Raw genomic sequence first — 17747 nt, 5'->3', positions numbered from 1 at the left:
GGCACAAGCAAGGGAGAGAACTGATGGGCCATCACCATGCCGCGTTGGACCAGAAACGTTCGGCGGCGCTCAGGCTCGCGGCCGCTGCAGGGCTGGGAGCGCTCGTTCTGTCGCTGGAGGCTCCAGCGCGCTCGGTGCCGCCCCAGGTGGTGGCCCAAGCCGGAAGCGGGATGGGAAGGGGACTAAGCGGTCCGGGGCGGATGGCGGCCCAGTCGATGGATCAGCACTTCATCGTGATGATGATTCCTCACCATGACGGGGCGATCGCCATGGCAGATCTTGCCCTCTCCCGCGCGCGCAGGCCCGAGATCAAGGAGCTGGCCCGCAGCATCAAGGCCAGCCAGAGCCAGGAGAACGCCCAGATGCGGACCTGGTACCGGCAGTGGTTTGGCGGCGATGTTCCCAGCTGGACGACCGGAGGAGCCATGGGTATGGGCGGCATGGGGATGGGCATGGGTGGTGGCATGAAGATGGGCGGCATGGGCATGGGGATGGGCGGCATGGGCATGGGGATGGGCGGCATGGGCATGGGGATGGGCACAAGCCTGGCCGCCCTGAAGAATGCCGCCGACTTCGATCGTGCCTTCATCGAGCAGATGATTCCGCACCACCGCATGGGCGTGATGATGGCCTCGATGGCCCAATCCAACAGCCAGCATCCGCAGCTGCGGGAGCTGCAGCAGACCATGGTTCGGGTGCAGAGCCAGGAGATCGAACAGATGGCGCAGTGGTATCGCAGCTGGTACGGAACGTCCTGATGCCAGCCATGGATCCGTTCTTCATCCTCGACACTCCGAAATCCTTCGAGGAGGCCAGTGCCGCCCTCCAGGAGGCGGTGGTGAACCAGGGCTTCGGCGTGCTGGCCGTCCATGATCTGGGCAACACTCTGCGCAGCAAGGGCCTGCCGTTCCCGGAGCAGTGCCGCATCTTCGAGGTGTGCAACCCCCAGCAGGCCGCCGCGGTGCTCAGCACCACGATGGCGCTCAACATGGCTCTGCCCTGCCGGATCTCCGTCTACACCGAAGCCGGCCAGACCCGCCTCGGGATGATCCGCCCCGAGGCGATGCTTGCTGGCCTCTCGGCCGATCCCTCCCTGAAGGAGCTGGCACGAGCGGTGGAGGCCTCCACAACGGCGATCATCGAGGCCGCTGCGGCTTAGCTAGCGGCAGTATCTGAGCGGCTGCGAGACCAAGGAGTCTCTGGACGCTGAATTTCGGGCCAGCCGGCTGCGCTACAGGGTCTGGCAGGTGCCGGGTGGGATCACCCGCCCCTGGGACTACCGCCGGGGCCGCAGAGGCGCCGTGATCCCCGATGGCACCACAGGGGTGGTCACCGCTACCGCTGTAGGGAGATCGGCTCCTATGCCCGCGCCCAGGAACTGCTGCGCCAGGGGCACACCGATCTCGATGGCAACGGCAATGAGGAAGCCTGTGAATCATTGCGCTCACTGGGTTTCTGCAGGTACGGGAACAGGCACTCCAGCAGGCCACCGCCAGCTGAAAAGGGGCGTACTTTGAACTTGAGGGGAGGCCCGGAAGCCAACCAAGGTCCCACCCTCCAACAGAGTCCGGCCAGGGAGCACCCGAGCCGGTGCGCACAGCGGAGGTGCGCCAACGATGCGACACACAACAGGTGAACTCGATGACGCAGCGCGAGCGTCATCCCGTAGCCGCAGAGAGCGATACGCCAATTCTGATTCCCGCGTGTTGACACCCCGGGCAGCAGTACCCGGGTCGAGATCACAACCGAGAAGGTCAAGCCTTGAGCATCTCTTCTCCCAGACGTGATCTCCTTCCCTTCCCTGCCAGGCCCAAGACAGGTCATGCGTGAACCACAGACACCCGACCGGCAGTCCTTGGTGTGAGGAGGTGACCGCCGCAACCGGTGCTAAGGCGCCCCCCACGGGGCGCCTTCCTGTTGGCGAGACAATCACCAGACCACACCAGCGCTCCTCTAACCTCCCCCCGATCGCACCTGCAGATCCGCCCCTTTGAGGCAACAGACTGGCCGTTGCTGTGGGCGCTGCTGGAGCCGGTGTTCCGAGCTGGTGAAACCTTCCCCCACGACCCGGCCATCAGCGAGGCCGAGGCCCAGCTGGCCTGGGTGGAGCAGAGCCAGGCGGTGATGGTGGGTGTGGATGCGGCCGGGGCCGTGGTGGGCACCTACTACCTGAGGCCCAACTCCCTCGCGCTCGGCGCCCATGTGGTCAATGCCGGCTATGTGGTTGCCGAGCAGACGCGGCGGCTGGGGATCGGCAGCCGCCTCTGCCAGCACTCCCTGCAGGCGGCCAGGCGGCTGGGGTTCCGGGCGATGCAGTTCAACCTGGTCGTGAGCACCAACACCGCCGGCATCCGCTGCTGGCAGCGCAACGGCTTTCAGGTGGTCGGCACCCTGCCGGGGGGCATTCCGCCACAGGCGGCTGGGTTACGTCGATGCCCTAGTGATGGTCCAGGGCCTGGTGGAGGGGCCGAAGCCATGAAGGTGGTGCCGCTGCGGCTGCCCCCTGGCGCCGACCTGCGTCGGGCGCTGGAGGCCTGGATGGCCGAGCAGCAGGAGCAGGCCGGCTGTGTGATCAGCGCCGTCGGCAGCCTGTCGGTGGCCCAGCTGCGCTTCGCGGGGGCGACTGAGGAAATGACAATCCACGGCGATCTGGAGATCCTCAGCCTCTCCGGCACCCTGTCGCCCGATGGCGTCCACCTGCACATCGCCATCTCAGGCAGCAGCGGCGCTGTGATCGGCGGCCACCTCTGTGTGGGCTCGCTGGTGCGCACCACCGCGGAGCTGGTGATCGGTCTTCTGCCGGAGTGGCAGTTCAGCCGGAAGCTGGATCTGGACACCGGCTACGCCGAGCTGCAGATCAAGGCTCAGCCAGAGCGGTGATCGCCCGCAGGGTCCCCAGCAAATCCGGTAGTCGCTGCTGGCTGGCTTGATCCGGCGGCAGGAACGCAGGCAGTGCCTCCAGGAAGGCAGAGGTTTTCAACAGCTCAAGGAACTGAGCCGCCAGATCATTCCTCAACTCAAGCGGGCTGAGCCTGCATTCCTCCAGCAGCGAGGCACGTCCGTCGACGACGGCCATGAGGTCCTCCAGGTCGTGACTGAAGAGAAAATTGCCCTGACCGCGACCGCGAAAGGCCTCCAGCTTGGTGGCCAGGAACACAGGTGCGGTCACGATCCGAATCGCGCAGCCACTTGGCAGCTCTTGAAGCTGGGCGGTCTCCAGGGCGAGGGGATACCAACGGTTGGAGAAGCCCAGGATCTCGCCCTGGGTAGGCATCAGATCGAGAATGAGATCGTCTGTGCACCAGCGGCACAGGGGTGCCCCTTGTCGGCTGTCTTCCTGGAAGCCCCGCTGCCGCAACTGCCTCCCCAGCTGGTGGTAGTCAGACCTGGCGATCACGCTGCAGATCACATCCACATCCTGGGTGGGCCGGATCTCTGGCATCGCCGGATCCGTGATCAACACTCCGGCCACGGCGCCGCCGACAAACACCAGTTGCTCAAGCAGCGCCTCGCCCAACTGCTCAGCCGCCCGCTCCAGCAGGGAGACGTTGGGGTCGTTGGGGTTCATGGCTGCAGCCGCTCCTCCAGCAGGGCCAGCGCCAGGGCCTGTTCCCGGGCGCTGCCGCCGCGCACCGCATCGAACAGGGCCAGCAGTTCCCCCAGGGCCGGGTTGCGCTCTGCCGCCTCAGGGACGCTGGGATACAGCGGATGGAAGGAAATGCCGCGGGCCGTTCCCTTCTTCCACGGCCATACCGGCGGTGGGTCATGGCCCGGGCGGACCTGCTCGCTAAGGGGGGAGGCGGCGTAGCCGGTGGGAACACCGCGGCTGAGCCCGCCCTGGGTGGCCGGGAAGCAGTAGCGGGCCCCGTGCTGCACGAAGGATTTCAGGGCAGCGCGAACCACGGAGGGCTTGCCAGCCTCATCCTTGATCGCCAGCCTGGCGGCCACGGCACGCTCCACCGCCGCATGGGCCTCTGAGGCCGTCAGGCCCAGCTCGGCGCCGAGGGCCGCATAGGTGGGCGCCGGGCCTGACTCCAGGGCCAGACGCAAGAGCACCACCAGATCCTGCGGGCGCAGGACGAGCTGGGGATTGGAGGGTGAGCGGGCCACGGTCGCACCAGGTCATTCGGCATTCGCGAATAGCGAATATAGAGCGTCCAGCCTGTCTGTCTCTGCGCGGCTTCAGCTTGGCGGAGCAGCCGGCGGCAGCAACCGCTCGATTGCTACCGCAGGTACACCCACCTGCTGAGCGATCAGCAGCACCAGCTGCTCCAGCCGCTCGAGACGCTGTTCAAGGGCCTGGAGCTCAGCAGTGCCTGCCTTGGACGCGGTCTTGCCAGCACCGATAGGGCTCTTGCTGCCCTTGGTGGCCTTGCTGGGCAGGGCGCTGCGCAGCGGTGGGCCATCCGGGTGGCTGAGCAGGGCATCCACCTGTTTCGCCGCCGGGCCCTTGCTGAGGCCCTTGATGCCGCGTGCCTTGCAGAGGCTCCAGAGGACAGCGACGGACAAGCGCTCCAGCTCCTCGCGGCTGGCCGGGGCGTCACCAGCCAGCAGCACGGCGGGCTGGTCGCTGGCTGGCCTGGGGTCACCAAGCTCCTCCTGCAGTCCGCGGTAGAGGCGGGCATCGGACTGGGCCAGGTCCCGCAACGTGGCCCGCAGGGTGTCAGTGAGTTGTCCCATCGGCCTTAACCTCCTGGGCCTGCTGGGCCGCTGGGCTGTCCACGATCTCCACCTTGGCGGGCACAGACAGTTCTGGCTGGTTCACGGGGCCGCCATGGCCATTGCCTCCCAGGTTGAGCGGCGGCAGATCCTTCGTCTTTTCGATGAACTCCTGACGCTTCTGATCCAGCTGCACCACACGCTCTTTGGTGTGGGTCCAGCGGTTGATGAAACGGATCACCGCCTGCACCAATCCACCAAGAAAGGAGCCACCCTGATAGGTCTTGCGGCCGAGTTTGTAGCGCCCAAACTCGTTGACAATGTCATCGCCAGCATCTTCCAGATCACCTGCAATCGCGGTGACGATTTCCAGCATCTGATAAATGTCAGTGCGCACAGAAGCCTCCCGTGCCGCAAGATCGAGCAGTCGCTGCTTGAGCTGTGCCGTTTCTTCCCGGGCCTTGGTGGCCAGGCTGCGATGCTGGCCGCGACTGCGCATGGAGCTCTTGTAGCAGTTGCGCAGCTCGAGGTAGACGCTGTTGAGATCTTCCCGACTCAGGGGCTCGGGATCAGGCGGAAAATCGGTTGTGGGGGGTAGAAAAACCATGCGGCTGGCCATTCAGAGACAATCCTGCCTCGTGCCGCACCCTGCCCCAGACCACATCGGCTCAGAGAACAATGCAGAAATTGCATACGCCTGCGGCGATGCCTTGCAGCACTGGGGGTTTTGGCGCTGACGCAAGGAGCTACGACGGCCAACGGAGGTTCACAGACCCTCACAGCAACAACGCCAGCCCATACCGAATCCGCCTTGGTGCAGCCTGGGCGAGGCCCGGTGCACCTGGCGGCCGCTGCCGATAGGTACAACCTCCACCAGCCAGTCCCTTTTGTAGAGCTGATCCCCCGGGAAGCGAACGGGGAGGCGCCCCTGAGGTCTGGCGATCACGCCACCCGGCCTGCCCCGGCTTGCGCGCCGCGCAAGGGCTGACGCGAGTCGCTGCGCTGCGCTCCGCGCCCCTTGCGCGGCGCTGGCGGCGCTGGGGCTTGACGGCGGTGTCGTTCGCCAGCACAGCCATGGCCGCCACCCCTCTCAGCCGCACCTGCCCGATCCGCATCGTCTCGGTGCATCTGCTTGATGCCGCTGGCCGGCTTCTCAGAGTTCTGTTCCTCGATCGCGAGGGGCACATCTCGGCTGAGCCGCACTACGTGCCCCGCGATGAGGCGCTGATCCTGGCCTCCAATGAACAGCGGGTGCTCGGCCCTCAGGCCAGGGTCCAGGTGCTCTGAGCGCCCGCGGCCGGAGGCCCTCCGCCTCCGGCTTTCGGCTGTCGCCGCATCGCCCGTGGGCTTGGGCTTCCTGGAGCCATGGCCTGACGGTTCGACTGGGCGGTCCCTGGGCTGGGCACCCTGCAGGACCGGCAGTGGGGGGGAGGGGTTGGCCCCAGGTCGGCGCACACCCACCGCATCCCTCGGGCAGTCCTCACGCCGCGTCAAGGATCGGGCCAGGCGCCCTCCAGTGTCGGGCGTCCTTGCCGCGGCGCTGCGGCCGGCCGGTGGGGGTGGGGTTCTCCGCCGTCCCTCAGGTGGCTTCCCCCGCTTCCTCCTCCCGTCGCCAGCAGCAGTCCACGCCTCTCAGCCGTTCTGCCCTGCGTGCCCGCAATGCCCTGGTGCTGGAGCACCTGCCCCTGGCTGATGCCCTCGCTTCCGCCGCCGCCCGCCGCCTCTTCCCGCTGGTGGAGCGGGAGGATCTGATCCAGGTGGCCCGTGAGGCCCTGGTTCGCTCCGCTCCCCGCTGCAGAGCGGGCGAGCCGCCAGCGCCCTATCTGCGCCGCTGCATCCAAGGGGCGCTGCAGCACCACCTGTGCGATCGGGTGCGGCTGGTGCGCGTGCCACGCCGGCTGCATGAGCAGGGCCAGTGCCCACTGGGGCACCTCAGCCTCGATGCCACAGCCGATAGCGAGCACTGCCTGCTCGATCAGCTGGCCTCCCCTGAGCCCGAGCCGGCATCCAGCGAGGCCATGAATGGCCTGGGGCTGGAGCAGCTGGTCGAGCAGCTGCCCGCAGCCCAGGCCACAGCCCTGCGGCTCACCGTCCTCGAGGGGCTGTCCTTGCGGGCCGCCGCGGCGCAGCTGCAGATCAGCCCGATGGCCGTTCAGCGGGCCCAGAAAAAGGCCCTCGCCGCCCTGCGCCAGCAGCTGGCAGGTGGGGGCTGAGGCCCCTTCACTCAGCTCTGTTCAAACACCAGCGTGGAGAGTGGCCACCAGCCGCTGCCGCCCTCGTCGTAGGTCAGCTCCACCATCGGATCGGCGTCACTGCTGTCTGCCGCCAGGTTGAGCACTGTGGCGCCGGTCTCTGGGCTGATCAGGTCGCGCCAGCAGCGCGAGCCAGTCGCTGGCAGGGGTGTCGTGGTGTCAGGCATGGGTCAGGGGCTCACCATCACCCGGTTGCCAGCACCGCTGTTGCTCACAGCCACGAACTGGCGCCGCTGGGGCGACCAACAAAGCGAGCGCCAGCCCAGATCTGCCGGGGAGCTCCGCACCGTCCAACTGAGGCCATCGCCGCTGGTCATGATCCTGTTGCCGGTGCCGCTGCTGGCCGCCGCCACCAGCAGCTCCCGCTCCGGAGCCCAGCAGAGGGAGGACCAGGCGTTGTCGGCCACCGAGCTGCGGCTGCTCCAGCTGATCCCATCCGGGGAAGTCATCACTCGGTTGCCCCGGCCGCTGCTGCTCAGCGCCACCAGTAAACCGAGCTCCGCCGCCCAACAGAGTCCTATCCAGTTGTTGGTTGCAGCGGCCGTCCGCAGCGTCCAGTTGCGGCCATCGCTTGAGGTCATCACCCGCTGGTTGCTGCCGGTGCTGCTCACCGCCACCAACAACCCCAGTTGAGGCGCCCAGCAGATGGAGCGCCATTCCTGATCCGCGGCAGCAGGGCCGGCCGTCCAGGTGAGGCCATTGGAGCTGATCATCACGCGGTTGCCCGTGCCGCTGCTGGCCACGGCCACCAGCAGGCCTAGCTCGGGCGCCCAGCAGATCGAGGTCCAGTTGTTGTCGGCCGGCGTCTGGCGCAGGTTCCAGCTGCGGCCATCCTGAGAGGTCATCACCCGCTGGCCCGTGCCGCTGTCGCTGACGGCGACAAACAGCCCCAGCGCAGCGGCCCAGCAGAGCGCCACCCAGTTCTGATCAGCGGCCGCCGGTTGGGGGCTCCAGCGAATGCCATCGCTGGAGGTCATCACCCGATTGCCGCTACCGCTGTTGGCCACGCAGACGTAGAGCTGCAACTCCGGCGACCAGCAGATCGCCTGCCAGCTGTTGTCCGCCGCCGAGCGCACGGTCGACCAGAGCACGCCGCTGATGCCCAGCACCGGTATCGGGCCAGCCAGCTCTGCCAGCGCCGCTGCCGGCAGCTGGTAGGTGCCGGCCTGGGGCCCAGCGGGACGGGTGATCGCCAGCAGGTCGCCTGGTTGGAGGGTCATCTGCTGCGGCGCTCAGGGCAGAGCCGGCAGGGTGCTCAGGTCCAGCGGCATGTAGTCGCCGGCCGGCTGGGCAGTGGCCATCGCCGCCTGCAGCTGGGCCGCATCCACCACCCGCCCGGGCGTGCCGTCTGCCAGCGCCAATGGGTCGGCCAGCTGCACTACCCCCGACGCCTCGGCCGTGGCCAGGACCACGCTGAGCAGCGGTTGGGCGGGATCGCTCTCATCGACGGCCAGCGGAACGGCCACCTGGATGCGGATCACCCCGGCGCCATCGGGCCCCAGGGCGGCGTTGGCGCTCCAGCTCGTGCCGTCAAACAGCAACAGATCCCCCTGGGCGATCTCCGCTCCGGCGATGCCGCTCCAGCTCGCCAGGGCAGGGCCGGCGCTGCTGGCCAGGTACACATCTCCGGCCACAGCCCCAGCCGGGGCCTCGGTGGTGGTGGGGTCGATCGCGCCCCTGTAGGTGAGCGCGCCGGGGATGGCGGCATGGAGGGTGCCGTCGGCATCCACCGAGAGGTTGGTACCGGGCCTGATCGCCCCGATCGCCGCCGCGGTGGCCGGGCTGAGCATGAACGCCTTGACCTCATCAGCAGTGGCCCGGTAGGGCGTGCTGCCGCGCTGCACCAGCAGCAGATCGGTCGGCTGGGGCAGGGAACGGCCGGCGGTGCGGCTCTCGGTGGTGGTGGCCATGGTGATCCGTGCAGAAGGGGAGAGAGGTGGAGGGGAGAAATCAGTGCGGCAAGGGGCTGAGCAGGCGCAGGTCCAGCGCGATCACCACCACCCCATCGCCGGCAGTGGCACTGATGAGCGGCGCCAGTGCCTGCATTGCCGTGATGCCGCCGGTGGGCGGCGGTTCAGGGGTGCCGCCGTCCTGCAGCTGGGCCTGGCCCAGGAAGATCACCCCCTGGGGCCGGCTGCTGCTGCGGCACTGGGCCGTCAGCTCGGCCAGCACAGCCGGATCGGGAGTGGCCATCGACGCCAGGGCAGTGCTGCTGAGCTGTTGCCAGCCCCCAGCCAGGAATGCGCTGGCCGGGGCAGCGCAGGCTGCAGGGATCAGAGCAGGGCATCCCCCAGCTCCAGGGCCGCGAGATCGGCGGCATCGTTGCTGCTCTCATTCGTGGCATCGCTGCTGCCGCTGGCAGTGCCCGATGCACTGGCCTTGGCCTCCAGCGCCATGGCCTGCTCCACCAGCTCGGCCTTGGTCTGGCTGCTATCGAGCTCCACGCCGTAGACGGTGGAGCAGAACTCGACGATCTGGGCCTTGGTCATGGCCTGGAAGTCAGTGGGCTGTGAGGCAAGCAGGGCCTCGCCACCATCGGTGGTGGTCTCTAACCGGTCGTCGGTAGGAGTGGGCTCATCGGGTGTCGGGGCGGGATCCGGCGCTTCCGGTTGCTCGGGCTCGAGGTCCAGCGCATCCGCCAGCTCCGGTTCCGGCGCGTTGTCCCCGGAGTCCACCGGGACCGGCTCATCGCCGCCACCGGCGGGGCTGAGCAGCTGCCAGCCCAGGGCCTGCCAGCCGGCCAGGTGCACCGGCCAGATCGAGCGGGTCACACCGTCCTTGCTGATCAGCACCTGGCTGGGCGGCAACAACGCCGCATCGCCCACACCTGGATCCGGGGTGATGGTGAGGCGCTGCTCCGGACCTGAGAGACGGACCGGCGTGGCGGAGGGGTTGTTGCTGTCGAGGGGCTGCAGCAGCTCCAGGGGCAGGGCCTCGGCTCCGGCCGCGAGGTTGAGGGTCTCGAGGGGGGTGCTCATGGCGCTCACCTCACAGCCCCTGGTTGGCGGTGAGCGCCACAGTCATCCCCACCGGCGTGGCGGGAGACACCGTCGCCCGCGCCAGCCGCAGGCAGGGCGGCGTGATCAGCGCGCTGTCGGCTGGATTGATCAGCAGGGCAGCGCCGCTGATGATTGCCTCCACCTTGCCGCCAGCGGCGGGGATGGCGACGGCCGCCGCGGTGATCCAGCTGCCGGCGGTGCCATCGGCCAGCAGAGGAGCGAGCTCGAGGGTCACCGTCACCGCCTCGCTGTGGCCGGAGTGGGAGGCCACGAGCACAAAGGAGCTGGCGGCATCGAGGTCGGTGCCGAGGTTCACCACATCACCGCTGCTGCGGGTGTGCTCGTAGCAGTCGGTGGCGGAGTGGTTGATCCAGCCGACGAGCACCGTCTGGGCGTCGAGAAGCCGGGTGGCGTGAGAAGTCATGGAAGGGTCTCCTGTGGGGCAATTGATGGGTGGTTCAGCGCAGTCCTCCGGGGCGGGTGCTGGCGTTCAGGGCAGCACCAGCGGCATGGGCGCCACGTTGAACAGGCGCGCTGCCGCCTTGCGGTTGCAGACGGCAAAGCCGACGTACCAATCGACCCGCGTGCGGAACACCGGTGCGTCGTGCACCTCGCCGAAGTCCCGCACCGAGATGCCGTAGCGACCCTCGAACGGCCCCTGCAGGCCGCAGACCGCCGCATCACCCAGCACGCAGCAGTAGATCGAGGTGGTGTCCCCCGGTTCGTCGTAGCCGAGTACCGCGTTGCCCTCGGCGTCCTCTTCCACCAGCAGGATCTCCACCCCCTCGAAGTAGTGCCGGCTGTCGATCACCTCATAGAGGTCGCCGCCGGCCTGGCGGGAGGCGGTGCTGATCTGGCGGCGGGCCGCCTTGCTGGCGATCAGCACCTTGTCGCCGCCGTAGCCGATCACGCTGTCGGTGAGCGCCTCCAGCGCCAGCAGGTTCAGCGTGCTGCCGCCGTTGTCGATCGTCTGGTCGTCTCCAGGTGTCAGCCGCTTGCTCAGCCCGTTGAACGCCCGCGGATCGAAGGTGTCATCGCCGTTGATGATCGCCGCCTCAAGCGTCAGCCGCATCGAGCGCACCTTCATCTCGGTCTGGGCAGCGCGGGCCTCAGGACCCTGCAGGTCCACGATCGAGCGGTCCACATCCAGGTCTCCCCCGAACAGGTGCACGAACTCCGAATCGGAGTTGATGACGCCGTAGCTCTGGCGGTAGCCCTCGTTGACGGCCCGGAAACCGACGCGGGGCAGCTTGGTCTCTGCCGGGAAGCTCAGGGAGCCGCCCACGAGGTTGCGGAAGGGCAGGCGGCGCAGCAGCTCCCCTTCCGCGAAGGTCTTGAGCACCGCCAACTGTTCAGCGCGGCGGGCGTATTTCTGCGCCTCGATCAAGGTCAGGCCCAAGGGCACGCTCCAGGGGCCTGGCCCCAGTGACAACACCACCTGTTGCCAGGTCCTGCAGGCCATCCGGTTCTGCGCCACTCTGCGGAGGGGTGTCTGCTGATCACGCCACATCGGCCCGTCCCCTCGGCGAGCACCGCATCGAAACCAGTGCCCGTCACGGTCCACCGCCTCCATCCTGTGGGTAGTGCAAGCGGTGGATGGTGGTGCTGATGCGTGAGCGGCTGCGGTGCCTGCCTTCCGCGCTTGGCCGGTGCCACGGTGCCCGGTCGGTCTGGGGGATCGCCGCGATGGCGGCCCTGCTGATCGGCAGCGCCCCCAGCCGCGCCGAACCCTGGAAGGACTGCGCCTACAACGACCGGCCGATCCCCTGCCGCGACAGCCACAGCAGCGACGGCACCGTGCGGATCGTCTGGAAGGACGGCAAGGCGATGACCTACCGGCTGATCCAGGAAGGCTTCCCCCTCTCCACCCTGCGAGACAGTCTGGGCGGCCTCTGGGAGAGGGAGATCTACGTGCAGGGCAATGCCGTCTTCACCAACAAGGCCAACGGCAATCGGATCTTTGTGCCGTTGCGCCCAGAGATCAGCCGGCCATGAGCGACCTCGACGCGTTCCTCCGTTGGAACTCCGGCCATCTGCTGGAGAACCGCACCCGAGGTGCCTATGCCGAGTGGCTGGTCCACCGGGCGTTGGGCCTCGATTCCGGAGAGCACCGGGTTGCCAGCGCCTACGTCTTCTGCCTGCTGGCAGAGCCGGACCCCGAGCTGGCGGATCCCCAGGACCTCAGCCAGTGGCGGTTTTGGGTGGTCCCCACGGGAAAGCTGCATGGAGGACGGAAATCGATCGGACTGCAACCGCTGATCCGGGCCTTTGGCCCAGGCATCAGCTACGAGGAGCTGCCGGACTCCATTGAGGCCCTGCGCGCTTGAAGCCTGCGGCCGTCCAGAGCCGCCGCCAACCCAGACCTTTCGTGCTAGTACAGGCGTACGCATCGAGTGGTTGCATGGGAGTGGCTGCGAGTCGGGGGGCTTCTCCGCTGGAACAACGGCTTGATGCACCGATCGAGGAGTGGCCCTACCTGGGACAGGAGGTGCTGGTGCCAGCCCGCAGCCGCAAGGTCTGCATGACCTGCCACTGGTTCAGGCATCACGCCGGAGCGAACTGCATCCCACTGCTCACCTGCCAGCTGCACCAGGGCCTGATCGCCCAGGGCGAGCACCTCACCAACCGCTGCCAGGGCTGGACCGACGACATGGTGCGCCAGACGGGCTGGGCACCGGAGGTGGCCTGAGCAGAGCTCAATGAACGTCGTCGACCGGCCCGGTCGCCCGCCACTTTCGCCCCGGGAGGGCTGGATCAGCGACGGTCGCAACGTGCTCCACTTCAAGCCGCTCCGCTACGACCGCTGGAGCCAGTCGCTGGAGGTGACGCTGGGAGAGGTGATGCCTGCCGGGGAGCCGGCGCTGCTCAAGCGCCGCAAGGAGCTCACCCGCGGGGAAGCGATCAAGCTTTGGACCCAAAAGCTGCAGGCCGGCTGGAAGGTTTGTGCGCCGCAGTGGGAGCCACCGAGGAACTGAGCGCCGACGGGCAGAGGCGTACCGGGTCTTCGAGTCGCGCTCGACAGCGAGCCCTGGCTGAGGAGCTGCTGCAAGAAGCACAGCCCTCCCTCGATTCCCCCCTGCAGCAAGCGACCACCAACACCAGCCGTAGCAGCCAAGCCAGCCGGAGCGTCGGAAGCGAGCCACAGTGTGAACATGAGTACGGTACGGTACTGTTTGGCCTGATTGATGCTGGTGCCAAGTCGTCCTTCGATTGCTTTGTCCGATGGTCCGCGCCGCAAGCCCTCCCCGGTCTCGAATCCTCCTGGCGGCCAAAGAGCTGTTTTTCAGCCAAGGTTTCGCCAGGGTCTCGACTGATGACCTTGCCCAGGCTGCGTCGGTTTCCAAGGCGACGCTGTACCGGCACTTCGAGGGACTCAATGGGGTCCTTCGAGCAGTCGTGGAAGCTGAGGTTGAAAGCTTTGAGCAGGGTGTTCCTACTGATGTTGAGACAGAGGAAGAATTCGTTGAAGCCCTGATCAGTTTTGGTTCGAAGCTTCTGAGATTTCTCAATCAACCTGAGATCATCAGATTCTCACAGCTGATGTTTGAAGAGGCGCGTTCACACCGCGATCTCGCCGGAGACTTTTACTCCTGCGCCTATGGTCGAACACAAGATGATCTATCACGCTTGATCCAGCAAGGCGTTGATCTTGGCTATCTGAAGTCTAAACACAGTGCCAATGATCTTGCTGAACAGCTTCTCGGGCTTTTGGAGGGTTTTGGATTTGTGCGCGCACTTCTTGGCTTGACCAGCCAACCATTTGAAAATCCCGAAGAAAGAAGCCGATCCTGTGTGCGCATCTTGTTGCACGGGCATACAGGAAGCCCGAACCTTCTCGATCACACTTTCATTCATGAACGAAAGCCATGAGCATTCACAAATTCGCGCCTCCGGCGTCGCTTGGCGACCGGTTGAACGACTACAGCAAGCTTCTGATGGTACATTTCAAAAGCAAGTCTTTCACCATTGCTGTCGGGATCGCCACCCACTCAATATTCCCGCTCCTTCGCTGGCTGCAGCAGCGGAAGATCGACAAAGGCGAGACAATCTGGCTGGAAGACATGCCTGGGCCGCCACAAAGTCAGGCTTTCCCTCACCTGTCATTTCAACCGGCTGATCTGACTCCTAATGCCGGGCTACTTCGAAGGCGTGCTCGCCACATGAAAGTCGATTACCCAGCAACGGATTATCCATTTGCTTACCGTAAGACGCCACTTTCAGGCAATGTGATCAATGGCTTGGGCGAGGAGGCTGCCCGCCAGCCTGACCATGTATTTTTCGGTGACTCCTACAAGCGCGCCTGGGGAAAGCTGGACTGGTATTTCCAGGTTATGGAGCCCACCTCAATTCACCGACAGATTGCACAAATCTTTTGGCAGGACGGTGGTCGCGTTGGAATTGTGGCACGCAGAAATACCGCCCCTCCAGACCCTTCAGATGCCGCCCTCCTGATCAAAGAGGCGGCGAGGCGCTTCGGCGCGAGCCTGGCGGGCATCACCAAGATGGATGCAAGTTTTTGCTACCGGGACTCATCGCCCGATTTTCAGTATGCGATCTCAGTGGCATGGCCTATGGATCGAGAAGAGATGCTGCATACGCCGAGCCAGCGCTCCAATCGGGAGATCATGGATGCCTACCGGCAGGTCAATCGAGTAGCCATCAAGCTTGCGAACTTCATTCGATCCCTGGGCCACCCAGCTCAGGCGTCCACCAATCTAGCCCCAGGCTCCAGCACTGAAGTGCTTCATGTTCCCATTGCCATTGAGGCTGGTCTTGGCCAGCTCGGCAAACATGGATCCTTGATCACTGCTGAATTCGGCTCCAACGTGCGCTTGGCCACGGTGCTGACCGATTTGCCCCTTGCGATCGATCAGCCGCGCGACCTGGGTGTTGACGACCTTTGCCGTAACTGCCGGATTTGCGAAACCAATTGCCCGCCTCACGCGATTTTTTCCGAAAAGCAGACTGTGAGAGGCCAGAAGAGATGGTATGTCAACTTTGACAAGTGCGCGCCCTATTTTGCTGAAACACGTGGCTGCGGAATCTGTATTGAAGTGTGCCCCTGGAGTGAGCCCGGAAAAGGTATGGAGCTCACAAAGACCCTGCTTGGTCGCCGCCACCCTGTTACGGGCAGCGAGTGAGCAGCTTTGTCGGAATGAGGCCCCACCTGGGTGCAGAGAACAACAAAGCCCGGAGTGCTGGCCCCGGGCGTTTGTCTGCTCAGCCGTGGTGCCGTCCCAAGGGGGACGGGCGCAGCTGCGCGGTCGGTTGATCGTTTGCAGATCAGGGTGTCTTCGGTTGTGGTCGGAGTTGCCGGCGCTGGCACCTGGGGCCAGGTGTCAATCGGGACGTTCCGTTGGGTCCGGGGCACCTCAGGCGGTGCAATGGACGGCGACTTGGCTACACGCCAGGAACGTCAGAAATCCGTCGAGAGTGTTGGAGCAGGGGCCGGATCGTCAGCGCACTCCTGGCTGCTGCTCAGGGGGGGTGTCTTCCATCGATGGAGCCTCCGAATCCCGTTGCAGCCAGAATGGATCCGGCGGCTGGAGACAGCAAGAGCAGCGGCGGGATCCACATCCCTCGTTACCAGCTGCAACGCATCGTCATGCGGGCCTTCTCGCCGCAGGTGCTAAGTGCCGGACAGGGCTGATCCAGTCCCTGCCCCACCGGCGCTCTGTGGATCGGCTACGCGCAGCCCTCCTCATGGTCCGGGCGGCCTCAAGGGCTGACGCGAGTCAGCCGACTTGTTCGATGGCTGCGCTGCGCTCCGCATCTCAGCGGGGGCTGCCCCTTGACCCCGCCCGGCCTGCTTCGGGGTCTCCGCTACGCCTGCCATGGCTTCCGCATCCCGCATCCGCGCCTTCCAGCTCCTCAGCTCCCGCACCCTGGAGCTGCTCTGCGGGCGTATTTCTGCGCCTCGATCAAGGTCAGGCCCAAGGGCACGCTCCAGGGGCCTGGCCCCAGTGACAACAGCAGCTGTTGCCAGGTCGCTTGTGGGCAGGGTGAACCCTGAGGTTCAGGCTGTTTAGCCTGGGGCGATGACCAATCCCCAGCTCACCGAGAACCTGCTTGCGGTGATCCGCAGCCTGCCGGCTGACGATCGCCGCTGGCTGCTCAGGCAGCTGGAGCAGGACAGCAGCGACCTGAGTCACGGGGCCCTGGCTGAGATGGCGATGGCCGGGGGTGCCTTTGACGACCTGGCGGCTGAGCCTGACCTCTACAGCTTCTCGGACGGAGAAGCGATCGGCGCCGGCTGATGCTGAGCCGCTACGACATCGTGCTGGTCGCCTTCCCATTCACGGATGGGCCTGCGGCCAAGCCTCGGCCGGCCTTGGTGATCACCACCAGTGAGCGCCATGGGGATGTGTTGCTGGCCTTCATCAGCTCCAACGTCAGCGGGCCGCCGGGCCGCGATGAGCTCGACATCCCTGCCGATCATCCAGGCTTCTCAGATACCGGCCTGAAGGTGAGCTCGATGATCCGGCTCAGCCGCATGACAACCTTGGCGATGCCACTGGTGAAACGGCGCATCGGGGTGCTGCCGCTGGCCTTGCAGACGGAATTCCAGCAGGTGCTGCAGCAGGTGATCTGCGGCCAAGGCTGAGCGTTCCCCTGTTGGCCAGTTCGCCGTCGTGATGGCAGTGGCCAGGACCGGTTGCCATGGCCGGGTCCTGCGGCGACCGGGGCCCCACCGGCACTCTGTGGATCGGATTCGCGCAGCCCTCCTCATGGTCCGGGGTCTCCGCTACGCCTGCCATGGCTTCTGCGCCGCTGCGCCGAGGGGTGTCAGCGCTGCAGCAGCCAGCGCAGCAGCGACAGGCCGATGATCAGCCCGACCCCTGCGTTCCACAGCCAGGATGGCCGCTCAGCGAATCGCTGCAGCCAGGGCGGCAGCCGATCACGCCACTGCCGGAGCGCCAGCACAGCCAGGAGCAGTAGTGCCAACGGAATGCCGACGGCCAGCACCAACTCCCGCAGCATCGACCCTTCCCCCGTGCCTGCACCGTATCCAGCGATCAGGGGCATGGCAGCCGCCCCTAGAGCCGCTAGTACAGACGTACGAATCATGGAGTGGTGGCATGGGCATGGCTGCGAGTCGAGGGTCTTCTCCGTTGGGGCAACGGCTCGATGCCCCGATCGAGGAATGGCCCTATCTGGACGGTGAGGTGCTGGTCCCGGCCCGCAGCCGCAAGGTCTGCATGACCTGCCATTGGTTTCGCCACCACGCCGGGGTGAACTGCATCCCGCTGCTCACCTGCCAGCTGCACCAGGGCCTGATCGCCCAGGGTGAGCACCTCACCAGCCGCTGCCAGGGCTGGACCGATGACATGGTGCGCCAGCAGGGCTGGGCACCCGAGGTGACCTGAGCCGGGCATGGCGACCAGCGAGCGCCCACTCCTCTCCCCCAAGGAAGGCTGGCTGAGCGATTGGCGCAGCGGCTGGAGCTGATCACGCTCAGGCGCCAGCAGTAACAGAAGGGGTTGCGAACCTGCCCGCACCAATGGTCGCCACCTGCTCCGCTGCGGTGCTGAAGGGCCAGGCCCCATCCAGGCATCCTGGAAGAAGGTGATGGATCCCCATGAGCGATCACGACGCACAACAGCTCACGGCTCGAGAGATGGTGCGGGCCCATGCCTACCCCGTGCTGGCAGCGATCAGCACGCTGAGCCTGCTGGCCATTGCCCTGCTCCAGATCCCTGGTGCCGTCAAAGCCCACCGCTACAACCAGTGCATTGATACGCAGGTGCGGTTGCGGCAAGCCAGCAACCTGGCGGGGCAGGAGGGCCCTGGGAAGTTGATCTACCTCAAAGCCGTGCAGCACTGCGAAGGCCTCTGA

General features: G+C 66.1%; 27 protein-coding genes. 15 read left to right on the top strand and 12 right to left on the bottom strand.

Annotated features, from left to right (window positions below):
• Positions 1-23: 23 nt before the first annotated feature.
• From H8F24_RS12265 to H8F24_RS19490, 3 genes are all read left to right on the top strand, one after another.
• Complete coding sequence (locus H8F24_RS12265; RefSeq protein ID WP_197169811.1) at positions 24-758, top strand: DUF305 domain-containing protein; 735 nt, start codon at positions 24-26, stop codon at positions 756-758.
• Positions 759-766: 8 nt separating this feature from the next.
• Positions 767-1159 (top strand): DUF302 domain-containing protein, encoded by a 393-nt coding sequence (locus H8F24_RS12260; RefSeq protein WP_197169810.1) that lies wholly within the window; start codon positions 767-769, stop codon positions 1157-1159.
• An 851-nt stretch (positions 1160-2010) separates the two neighbouring features.
• Entirely contained in the window at positions 2011-2880 is an 870-nt protein-coding gene (locus H8F24_RS19490) for a GNAT family N-acetyltransferase (RefSeq protein WP_231596992.1), read from the top strand.
• Here H8F24_RS19490 and H8F24_RS12245 read toward each other — a convergent pair.
• The 4 genes from H8F24_RS12245 to H8F24_RS12230 form a co-directional block, all read right to left on the bottom strand.
• On the bottom strand, positions 2858-3568 hold the full coding sequence (locus H8F24_RS12245; RefSeq protein WP_197169808.1) for a hypothetical protein: 711 nt from the start codon (positions 3566-3568) through the stop codon (positions 2858-2860). The genes H8F24_RS19490 and H8F24_RS12245 overlap by 23 nt on opposite strands.
• The gene (locus H8F24_RS12240) at positions 3565-4110 is read right to left on the bottom strand and encodes a hypothetical protein (RefSeq protein ID WP_197169807.1); all 546 of its coding nucleotides are present in this window, start codon (positions 4108-4110) and stop codon (positions 3565-3567) included. The genes H8F24_RS12245 and H8F24_RS12240 overlap by 4 nt, the downstream gene beginning before the upstream one ends.
• Before the next feature lie 72 nt (positions 4111-4182).
• Positions 4183-4680 (bottom strand): hypothetical protein, encoded by a 498-nt coding sequence (locus H8F24_RS12235; RefSeq protein WP_197169806.1) that lies wholly within the window; start codon positions 4678-4680, stop codon positions 4183-4185.
• Positions 4664-5266 (bottom strand): hypothetical protein, encoded by a 603-nt coding sequence (locus tag H8F24_RS12230; protein ID WP_231597798.1) that lies wholly within the window; start codon positions 5264-5266, stop codon positions 4664-4666. Before H8F24_RS12230 ends, H8F24_RS12235 begins: the two co-directional genes overlap by 17 nt.
• A gap of 359 nt (positions 5267-5625) precedes the next feature.
• Here H8F24_RS12230 and H8F24_RS12225 point away from each other — a divergent pair, with 359 nt between their 5' ends.
• Both H8F24_RS12225 and H8F24_RS12220 read left to right on the top strand, forming a co-directional pair.
• On the top strand, positions 5626-5946 hold the full coding sequence (locus H8F24_RS12225) for a hypothetical protein (protein ID WP_197169805.1): 321 nt from the start codon (positions 5626-5628) through the stop codon (positions 5944-5946).
• A 242-nt stretch (positions 5947-6188) separates the two neighbouring features.
• Positions 6189-6872, top strand: a complete 684-nt coding sequence (locus H8F24_RS12220; protein WP_231597797.1) for a sigma-70 family RNA polymerase sigma factor — start codon at positions 6189-6191, stop codon at positions 6870-6872.
• Between the two features lie 11 nt (positions 6873-6883).
• On the opposite strand, the gene H8F24_RS12215 is transcribed toward H8F24_RS12220, so the two are convergent.
• The 7 genes from H8F24_RS12215 to H8F24_RS12185 all read right to left on the bottom strand — a co-directional run bounded on the left by H8F24_RS12215 (position 6884) and on the right by H8F24_RS12185 (position 11372).
• Positions 6884-7078, bottom strand: a complete 195-nt coding sequence (locus H8F24_RS12215) for a hypothetical protein (protein WP_197169804.1) — start codon at positions 7076-7078, stop codon at positions 6884-6886.
• A 3-nt stretch (positions 7079-7081) separates the two neighbouring features.
• Positions 7082-8131: a hypothetical protein gene (locus H8F24_RS12210; protein WP_197169803.1), complete on the bottom strand. Its 1050-nt coding sequence runs from the start codon at positions 8129-8131 to the stop codon at positions 7082-7084.
• Positions 8132-8143: 12 nt separating this feature from the next.
• Positions 8144-8821: a hypothetical protein gene (locus tag H8F24_RS12205; RefSeq protein WP_197169802.1), complete on the bottom strand. Its 678-nt coding sequence runs from the start codon at positions 8819-8821 to the stop codon at positions 8144-8146.
• 40 nt (positions 8822-8861) lie between these two features.
• Positions 8862-9104 carry a hypothetical protein gene (locus tag H8F24_RS12200; RefSeq protein ID WP_197169801.1) on the bottom strand — a complete coding sequence of 81 codons (243 nt, stop codon included), beginning with the start codon at positions 9102-9104 and terminating at the stop codon, positions 8862-8864.
• An 80-nt stretch (positions 9105-9184) separates the two neighbouring features.
• Positions 9185-9889 (bottom strand): hypothetical protein, encoded by a 705-nt coding sequence (locus tag H8F24_RS12195; RefSeq protein ID WP_197169800.1) that lies wholly within the window; start codon positions 9887-9889, stop codon positions 9185-9187.
• 10 nt (positions 9890-9899) lie between these two features.
• Positions 9900-10334, bottom strand: coding sequence for a hypothetical protein (locus H8F24_RS12190; protein ID WP_197169799.1), 435 nt, complete (start codon positions 10332-10334; stop codon positions 9900-9902).
• A gap of 66 nt (positions 10335-10400) precedes the next feature.
• Complete coding sequence (locus tag H8F24_RS12185; protein ID WP_231597796.1) at positions 10401-11372, bottom strand: major capsid protein; 972 nt, start codon at positions 11370-11372, stop codon at positions 10401-10403.
• A gap of 134 nt (positions 11373-11506) precedes the next feature.
• Here H8F24_RS12185 and H8F24_RS12180 point away from each other — a divergent pair, with 134 nt between their 5' ends.
• From H8F24_RS12180 to H8F24_RS12145, 8 genes are all read left to right on the top strand, one after another.
• Complete coding sequence (locus H8F24_RS12180; protein WP_197169798.1) at positions 11507-11905, top strand: hypothetical protein; 399 nt, start codon at positions 11507-11509, stop codon at positions 11903-11905.
• Positions 11902-12237 carry a hypothetical protein gene (locus H8F24_RS12175; protein WP_197169797.1) on the top strand — a complete coding sequence of 112 codons (336 nt, stop codon included), beginning with the start codon at positions 11902-11904 and terminating at the stop codon, positions 12235-12237. The genes H8F24_RS12180 and H8F24_RS12175 overlap by 4 nt, the downstream gene beginning before the upstream one ends.
• 74 nt (positions 12238-12311) lie before the next feature.
• Entirely contained in the window at positions 12312-12599 is a 288-nt protein-coding gene (locus tag H8F24_RS12170) for a galactose oxidase (protein ID WP_197169796.1), read from the top strand.
• A 10-nt stretch (positions 12600-12609) separates the two neighbouring features.
• Entirely contained in the window at positions 12610-12885 is a 276-nt protein-coding gene (locus H8F24_RS12165; RefSeq protein WP_197169795.1) for a DUF1651 domain-containing protein, read from the top strand.
• 247 nt (positions 12886-13132) lie between these two features.
• Positions 13133-13780 (top strand): TetR/AcrR family transcriptional regulator, encoded by a 648-nt coding sequence (locus tag H8F24_RS12160; RefSeq protein ID WP_197169794.1) that lies wholly within the window; start codon positions 13133-13135, stop codon positions 13778-13780.
• Positions 13777-15051 carry a reductive dehalogenase domain-containing protein gene (locus H8F24_RS12155; RefSeq protein ID WP_197169793.1) on the top strand — a complete coding sequence of 425 codons (1275 nt, stop codon included), beginning with the start codon at positions 13777-13779 and terminating at the stop codon, positions 15049-15051. The genes H8F24_RS12160 and H8F24_RS12155 overlap by 4 nt, the downstream gene beginning before the upstream one ends.
• An 897-nt stretch (positions 15052-15948) precedes the next feature.
• Positions 15949-16167 carry a hypothetical protein gene (locus H8F24_RS12150; protein WP_197169792.1) on the top strand — a complete coding sequence of 73 codons (219 nt, stop codon included), beginning with the start codon at positions 15949-15951 and terminating at the stop codon, positions 16165-16167.
• Positions 16167-16514 carry a type II toxin-antitoxin system PemK/MazF family toxin gene (locus tag H8F24_RS12145; protein ID WP_197169791.1) on the top strand — a complete coding sequence of 116 codons (348 nt, stop codon included), beginning with the start codon at positions 16167-16169 and terminating at the stop codon, positions 16512-16514. The genes H8F24_RS12150 and H8F24_RS12145 overlap by 1 nt, the downstream gene beginning before the upstream one ends.
• Positions 16515-16696: 182 nt before the next feature.
• Here H8F24_RS12145 and H8F24_RS12140 read toward each other — a convergent pair whose 3' ends face one another.
• Entirely contained in the window at positions 16697-16936 is a 240-nt protein-coding gene (locus H8F24_RS12140; protein ID WP_231596995.1) for a hypothetical protein, read from the bottom strand.
• A gap of 59 nt (positions 16937-16995) precedes the next feature.
• Here H8F24_RS12140 and H8F24_RS12135 point away from each other — a divergent pair, with 59 nt between their 5' ends.
• Together H8F24_RS12135 and H8F24_RS12130 are read left to right on the top strand one after the other, a co-directional pair.
• Complete coding sequence (locus tag H8F24_RS12135; RefSeq protein ID WP_231597795.1) at positions 16996-17277, top strand: galactose oxidase; 282 nt, start codon at positions 16996-16998, stop codon at positions 17275-17277.
• Positions 17278-17489: 212 nt separating this feature from the next.
• On the top strand, positions 17490-17747 hold the full coding sequence (locus H8F24_RS12130) for a hypothetical protein (protein ID WP_197169789.1): 258 nt from the start codon (positions 17490-17492) through the stop codon (positions 17745-17747).

This window comes from Synechococcus sp. CBW1002, from assembly GCF_015840915.1.
In the GTDB taxonomy this organism is placed as follows: domain Bacteria; phylum Cyanobacteriota; class Cyanobacteriia; order PCC-6307; family Cyanobiaceae; genus CBW1002.
The sequence above is the reverse complement of the archived record's forward strand: the minus strand, read 5'-3'. Positions and strand labels throughout refer to the sequence as shown.

Bases quoted from the DNA above. Each gene is read 5' to 3' on its own strand.
- H8F24_RS12145 (WP_197169791.1), top strand. From the start codon at position 16,167: ATGCTGAGCCGCTACGACATCGTGCTGGTCGCCTTCCCATTCACGGAT.
- H8F24_RS12165 (WP_197169795.1), top strand. From the start codon at position 12,610: ATGAACGTCGTCGACCGGCCCGGTCGCCCGCCACTTTCGCCCCGGGAG.
- H8F24_RS12150 (WP_197169792.1), top strand. From the start codon at position 15,949: ATGACCAATCCCCAGCTCACCGAGAACCTGCTTGCGGTGATCCGCAGC.
- H8F24_RS12260 (WP_197169810.1), top strand. From the start codon at position 767: ATGGATCCGTTCTTCATCCTCGACACTCCGAAATCCTTCGAGGAGGCC.
- H8F24_RS12180 (WP_197169798.1), top strand. From the start codon at position 11,507: ATGGTGGTGCTGATGCGTGAGCGGCTGCGGTGCCTGCCTTCCGCGCTT.
- H8F24_RS12205 (WP_197169802.1), bottom strand. From the start codon at position 8,821: ATGGCCACCACCACCGAGAGCCGCACCGCCGGCCGTTCCCTGCCCCAG.
- H8F24_RS12235 (WP_197169806.1), bottom strand. From the start codon at position 4,680: ATGGGACAACTCACTGACACCCTGCGGGCCACGTTGCGGGACCTGGCC.
- H8F24_RS12245 (WP_197169808.1), bottom strand. From the start codon at position 3,568: ATGAACCCCAACGACCCCAACGTCTCCCTGCTGGAGCGGGCGGCTGAG.
- H8F24_RS12155 (WP_197169793.1), top strand. From the start codon at position 13,777: ATGAGCATTCACAAATTCGCGCCTCCGGCGTCGCTTGGCGACCGGTTG.
- H8F24_RS12185 (WP_231597796.1), bottom strand. From the start codon at position 11,372: ATGGCCTGCAGGACCTGGCAACAGGTGGTGTTGTCACTGGGGCCAGGC.
- H8F24_RS12130 (WP_197169789.1), top strand. From the start codon at position 17,490: ATGAGCGATCACGACGCACAACAGCTCACGGCTCGAGAGATGGTGCGG.
- H8F24_RS12265 (WP_197169811.1), top strand. From the start codon at position 24: ATGGGCCATCACCATGCCGCGTTGGACCAGAAACGTTCGGCGGCGCTC.
- H8F24_RS12200 (WP_197169801.1), bottom strand. From the start codon at position 9,104: ATGGCCACTCCCGATCCGGCTGTGCTGGCCGAGCTGACGGCCCAGTGC.
- H8F24_RS12170 (WP_197169796.1), top strand. From the start codon at position 12,312: ATGGGAGTGGCTGCGAGTCGGGGGGCTTCTCCGCTGGAACAACGGCTT.
- H8F24_RS12190 (WP_197169799.1), bottom strand. From the start codon at position 10,334: ATGACTTCTCACGCCACCCGGCTTCTCGACGCCCAGACGGTGCTCGTC.
- H8F24_RS12230 (WP_231597798.1), bottom strand. From the start codon at position 5,266: ATGGTTTTTCTACCCCCCACAACCGATTTTCCGCCTGATCCCGAGCCC.
- H8F24_RS12160 (WP_197169794.1), top strand. From the start codon at position 13,133: ATGGTCCGCGCCGCAAGCCCTCCCCGGTCTCGAATCCTCCTGGCGGCC.
- H8F24_RS12140 (WP_231596995.1), bottom strand. From the start codon at position 16,936: ATGCCCCTGATCGCTGGATACGGTGCAGGCACGGGGGAAGGGTCGATG.
- H8F24_RS12210 (WP_197169803.1), bottom strand. From the start codon at position 8,131: ATGACCCTCCAACCAGGCGACCTGCTGGCGATCACCCGTCCCGCTGGG.
- H8F24_RS12215 (WP_197169804.1), bottom strand. From the start codon at position 7,078: ATGCCTGACACCACGACACCCCTGCCAGCGACTGGCTCGCGCTGCTGG.
- H8F24_RS12175 (WP_197169797.1), top strand. From the start codon at position 11,902: ATGAGCGACCTCGACGCGTTCCTCCGTTGGAACTCCGGCCATCTGCTG.
- H8F24_RS12135 (WP_231597795.1), top strand. From the start codon at position 16,996: ATGGCTGCGAGTCGAGGGTCTTCTCCGTTGGGGCAACGGCTCGATGCC.
- H8F24_RS12195 (WP_197169800.1), bottom strand. From the start codon at position 9,889: ATGAGCACCCCCCTCGAGACCCTCAACCTCGCGGCCGGAGCCGAGGCC.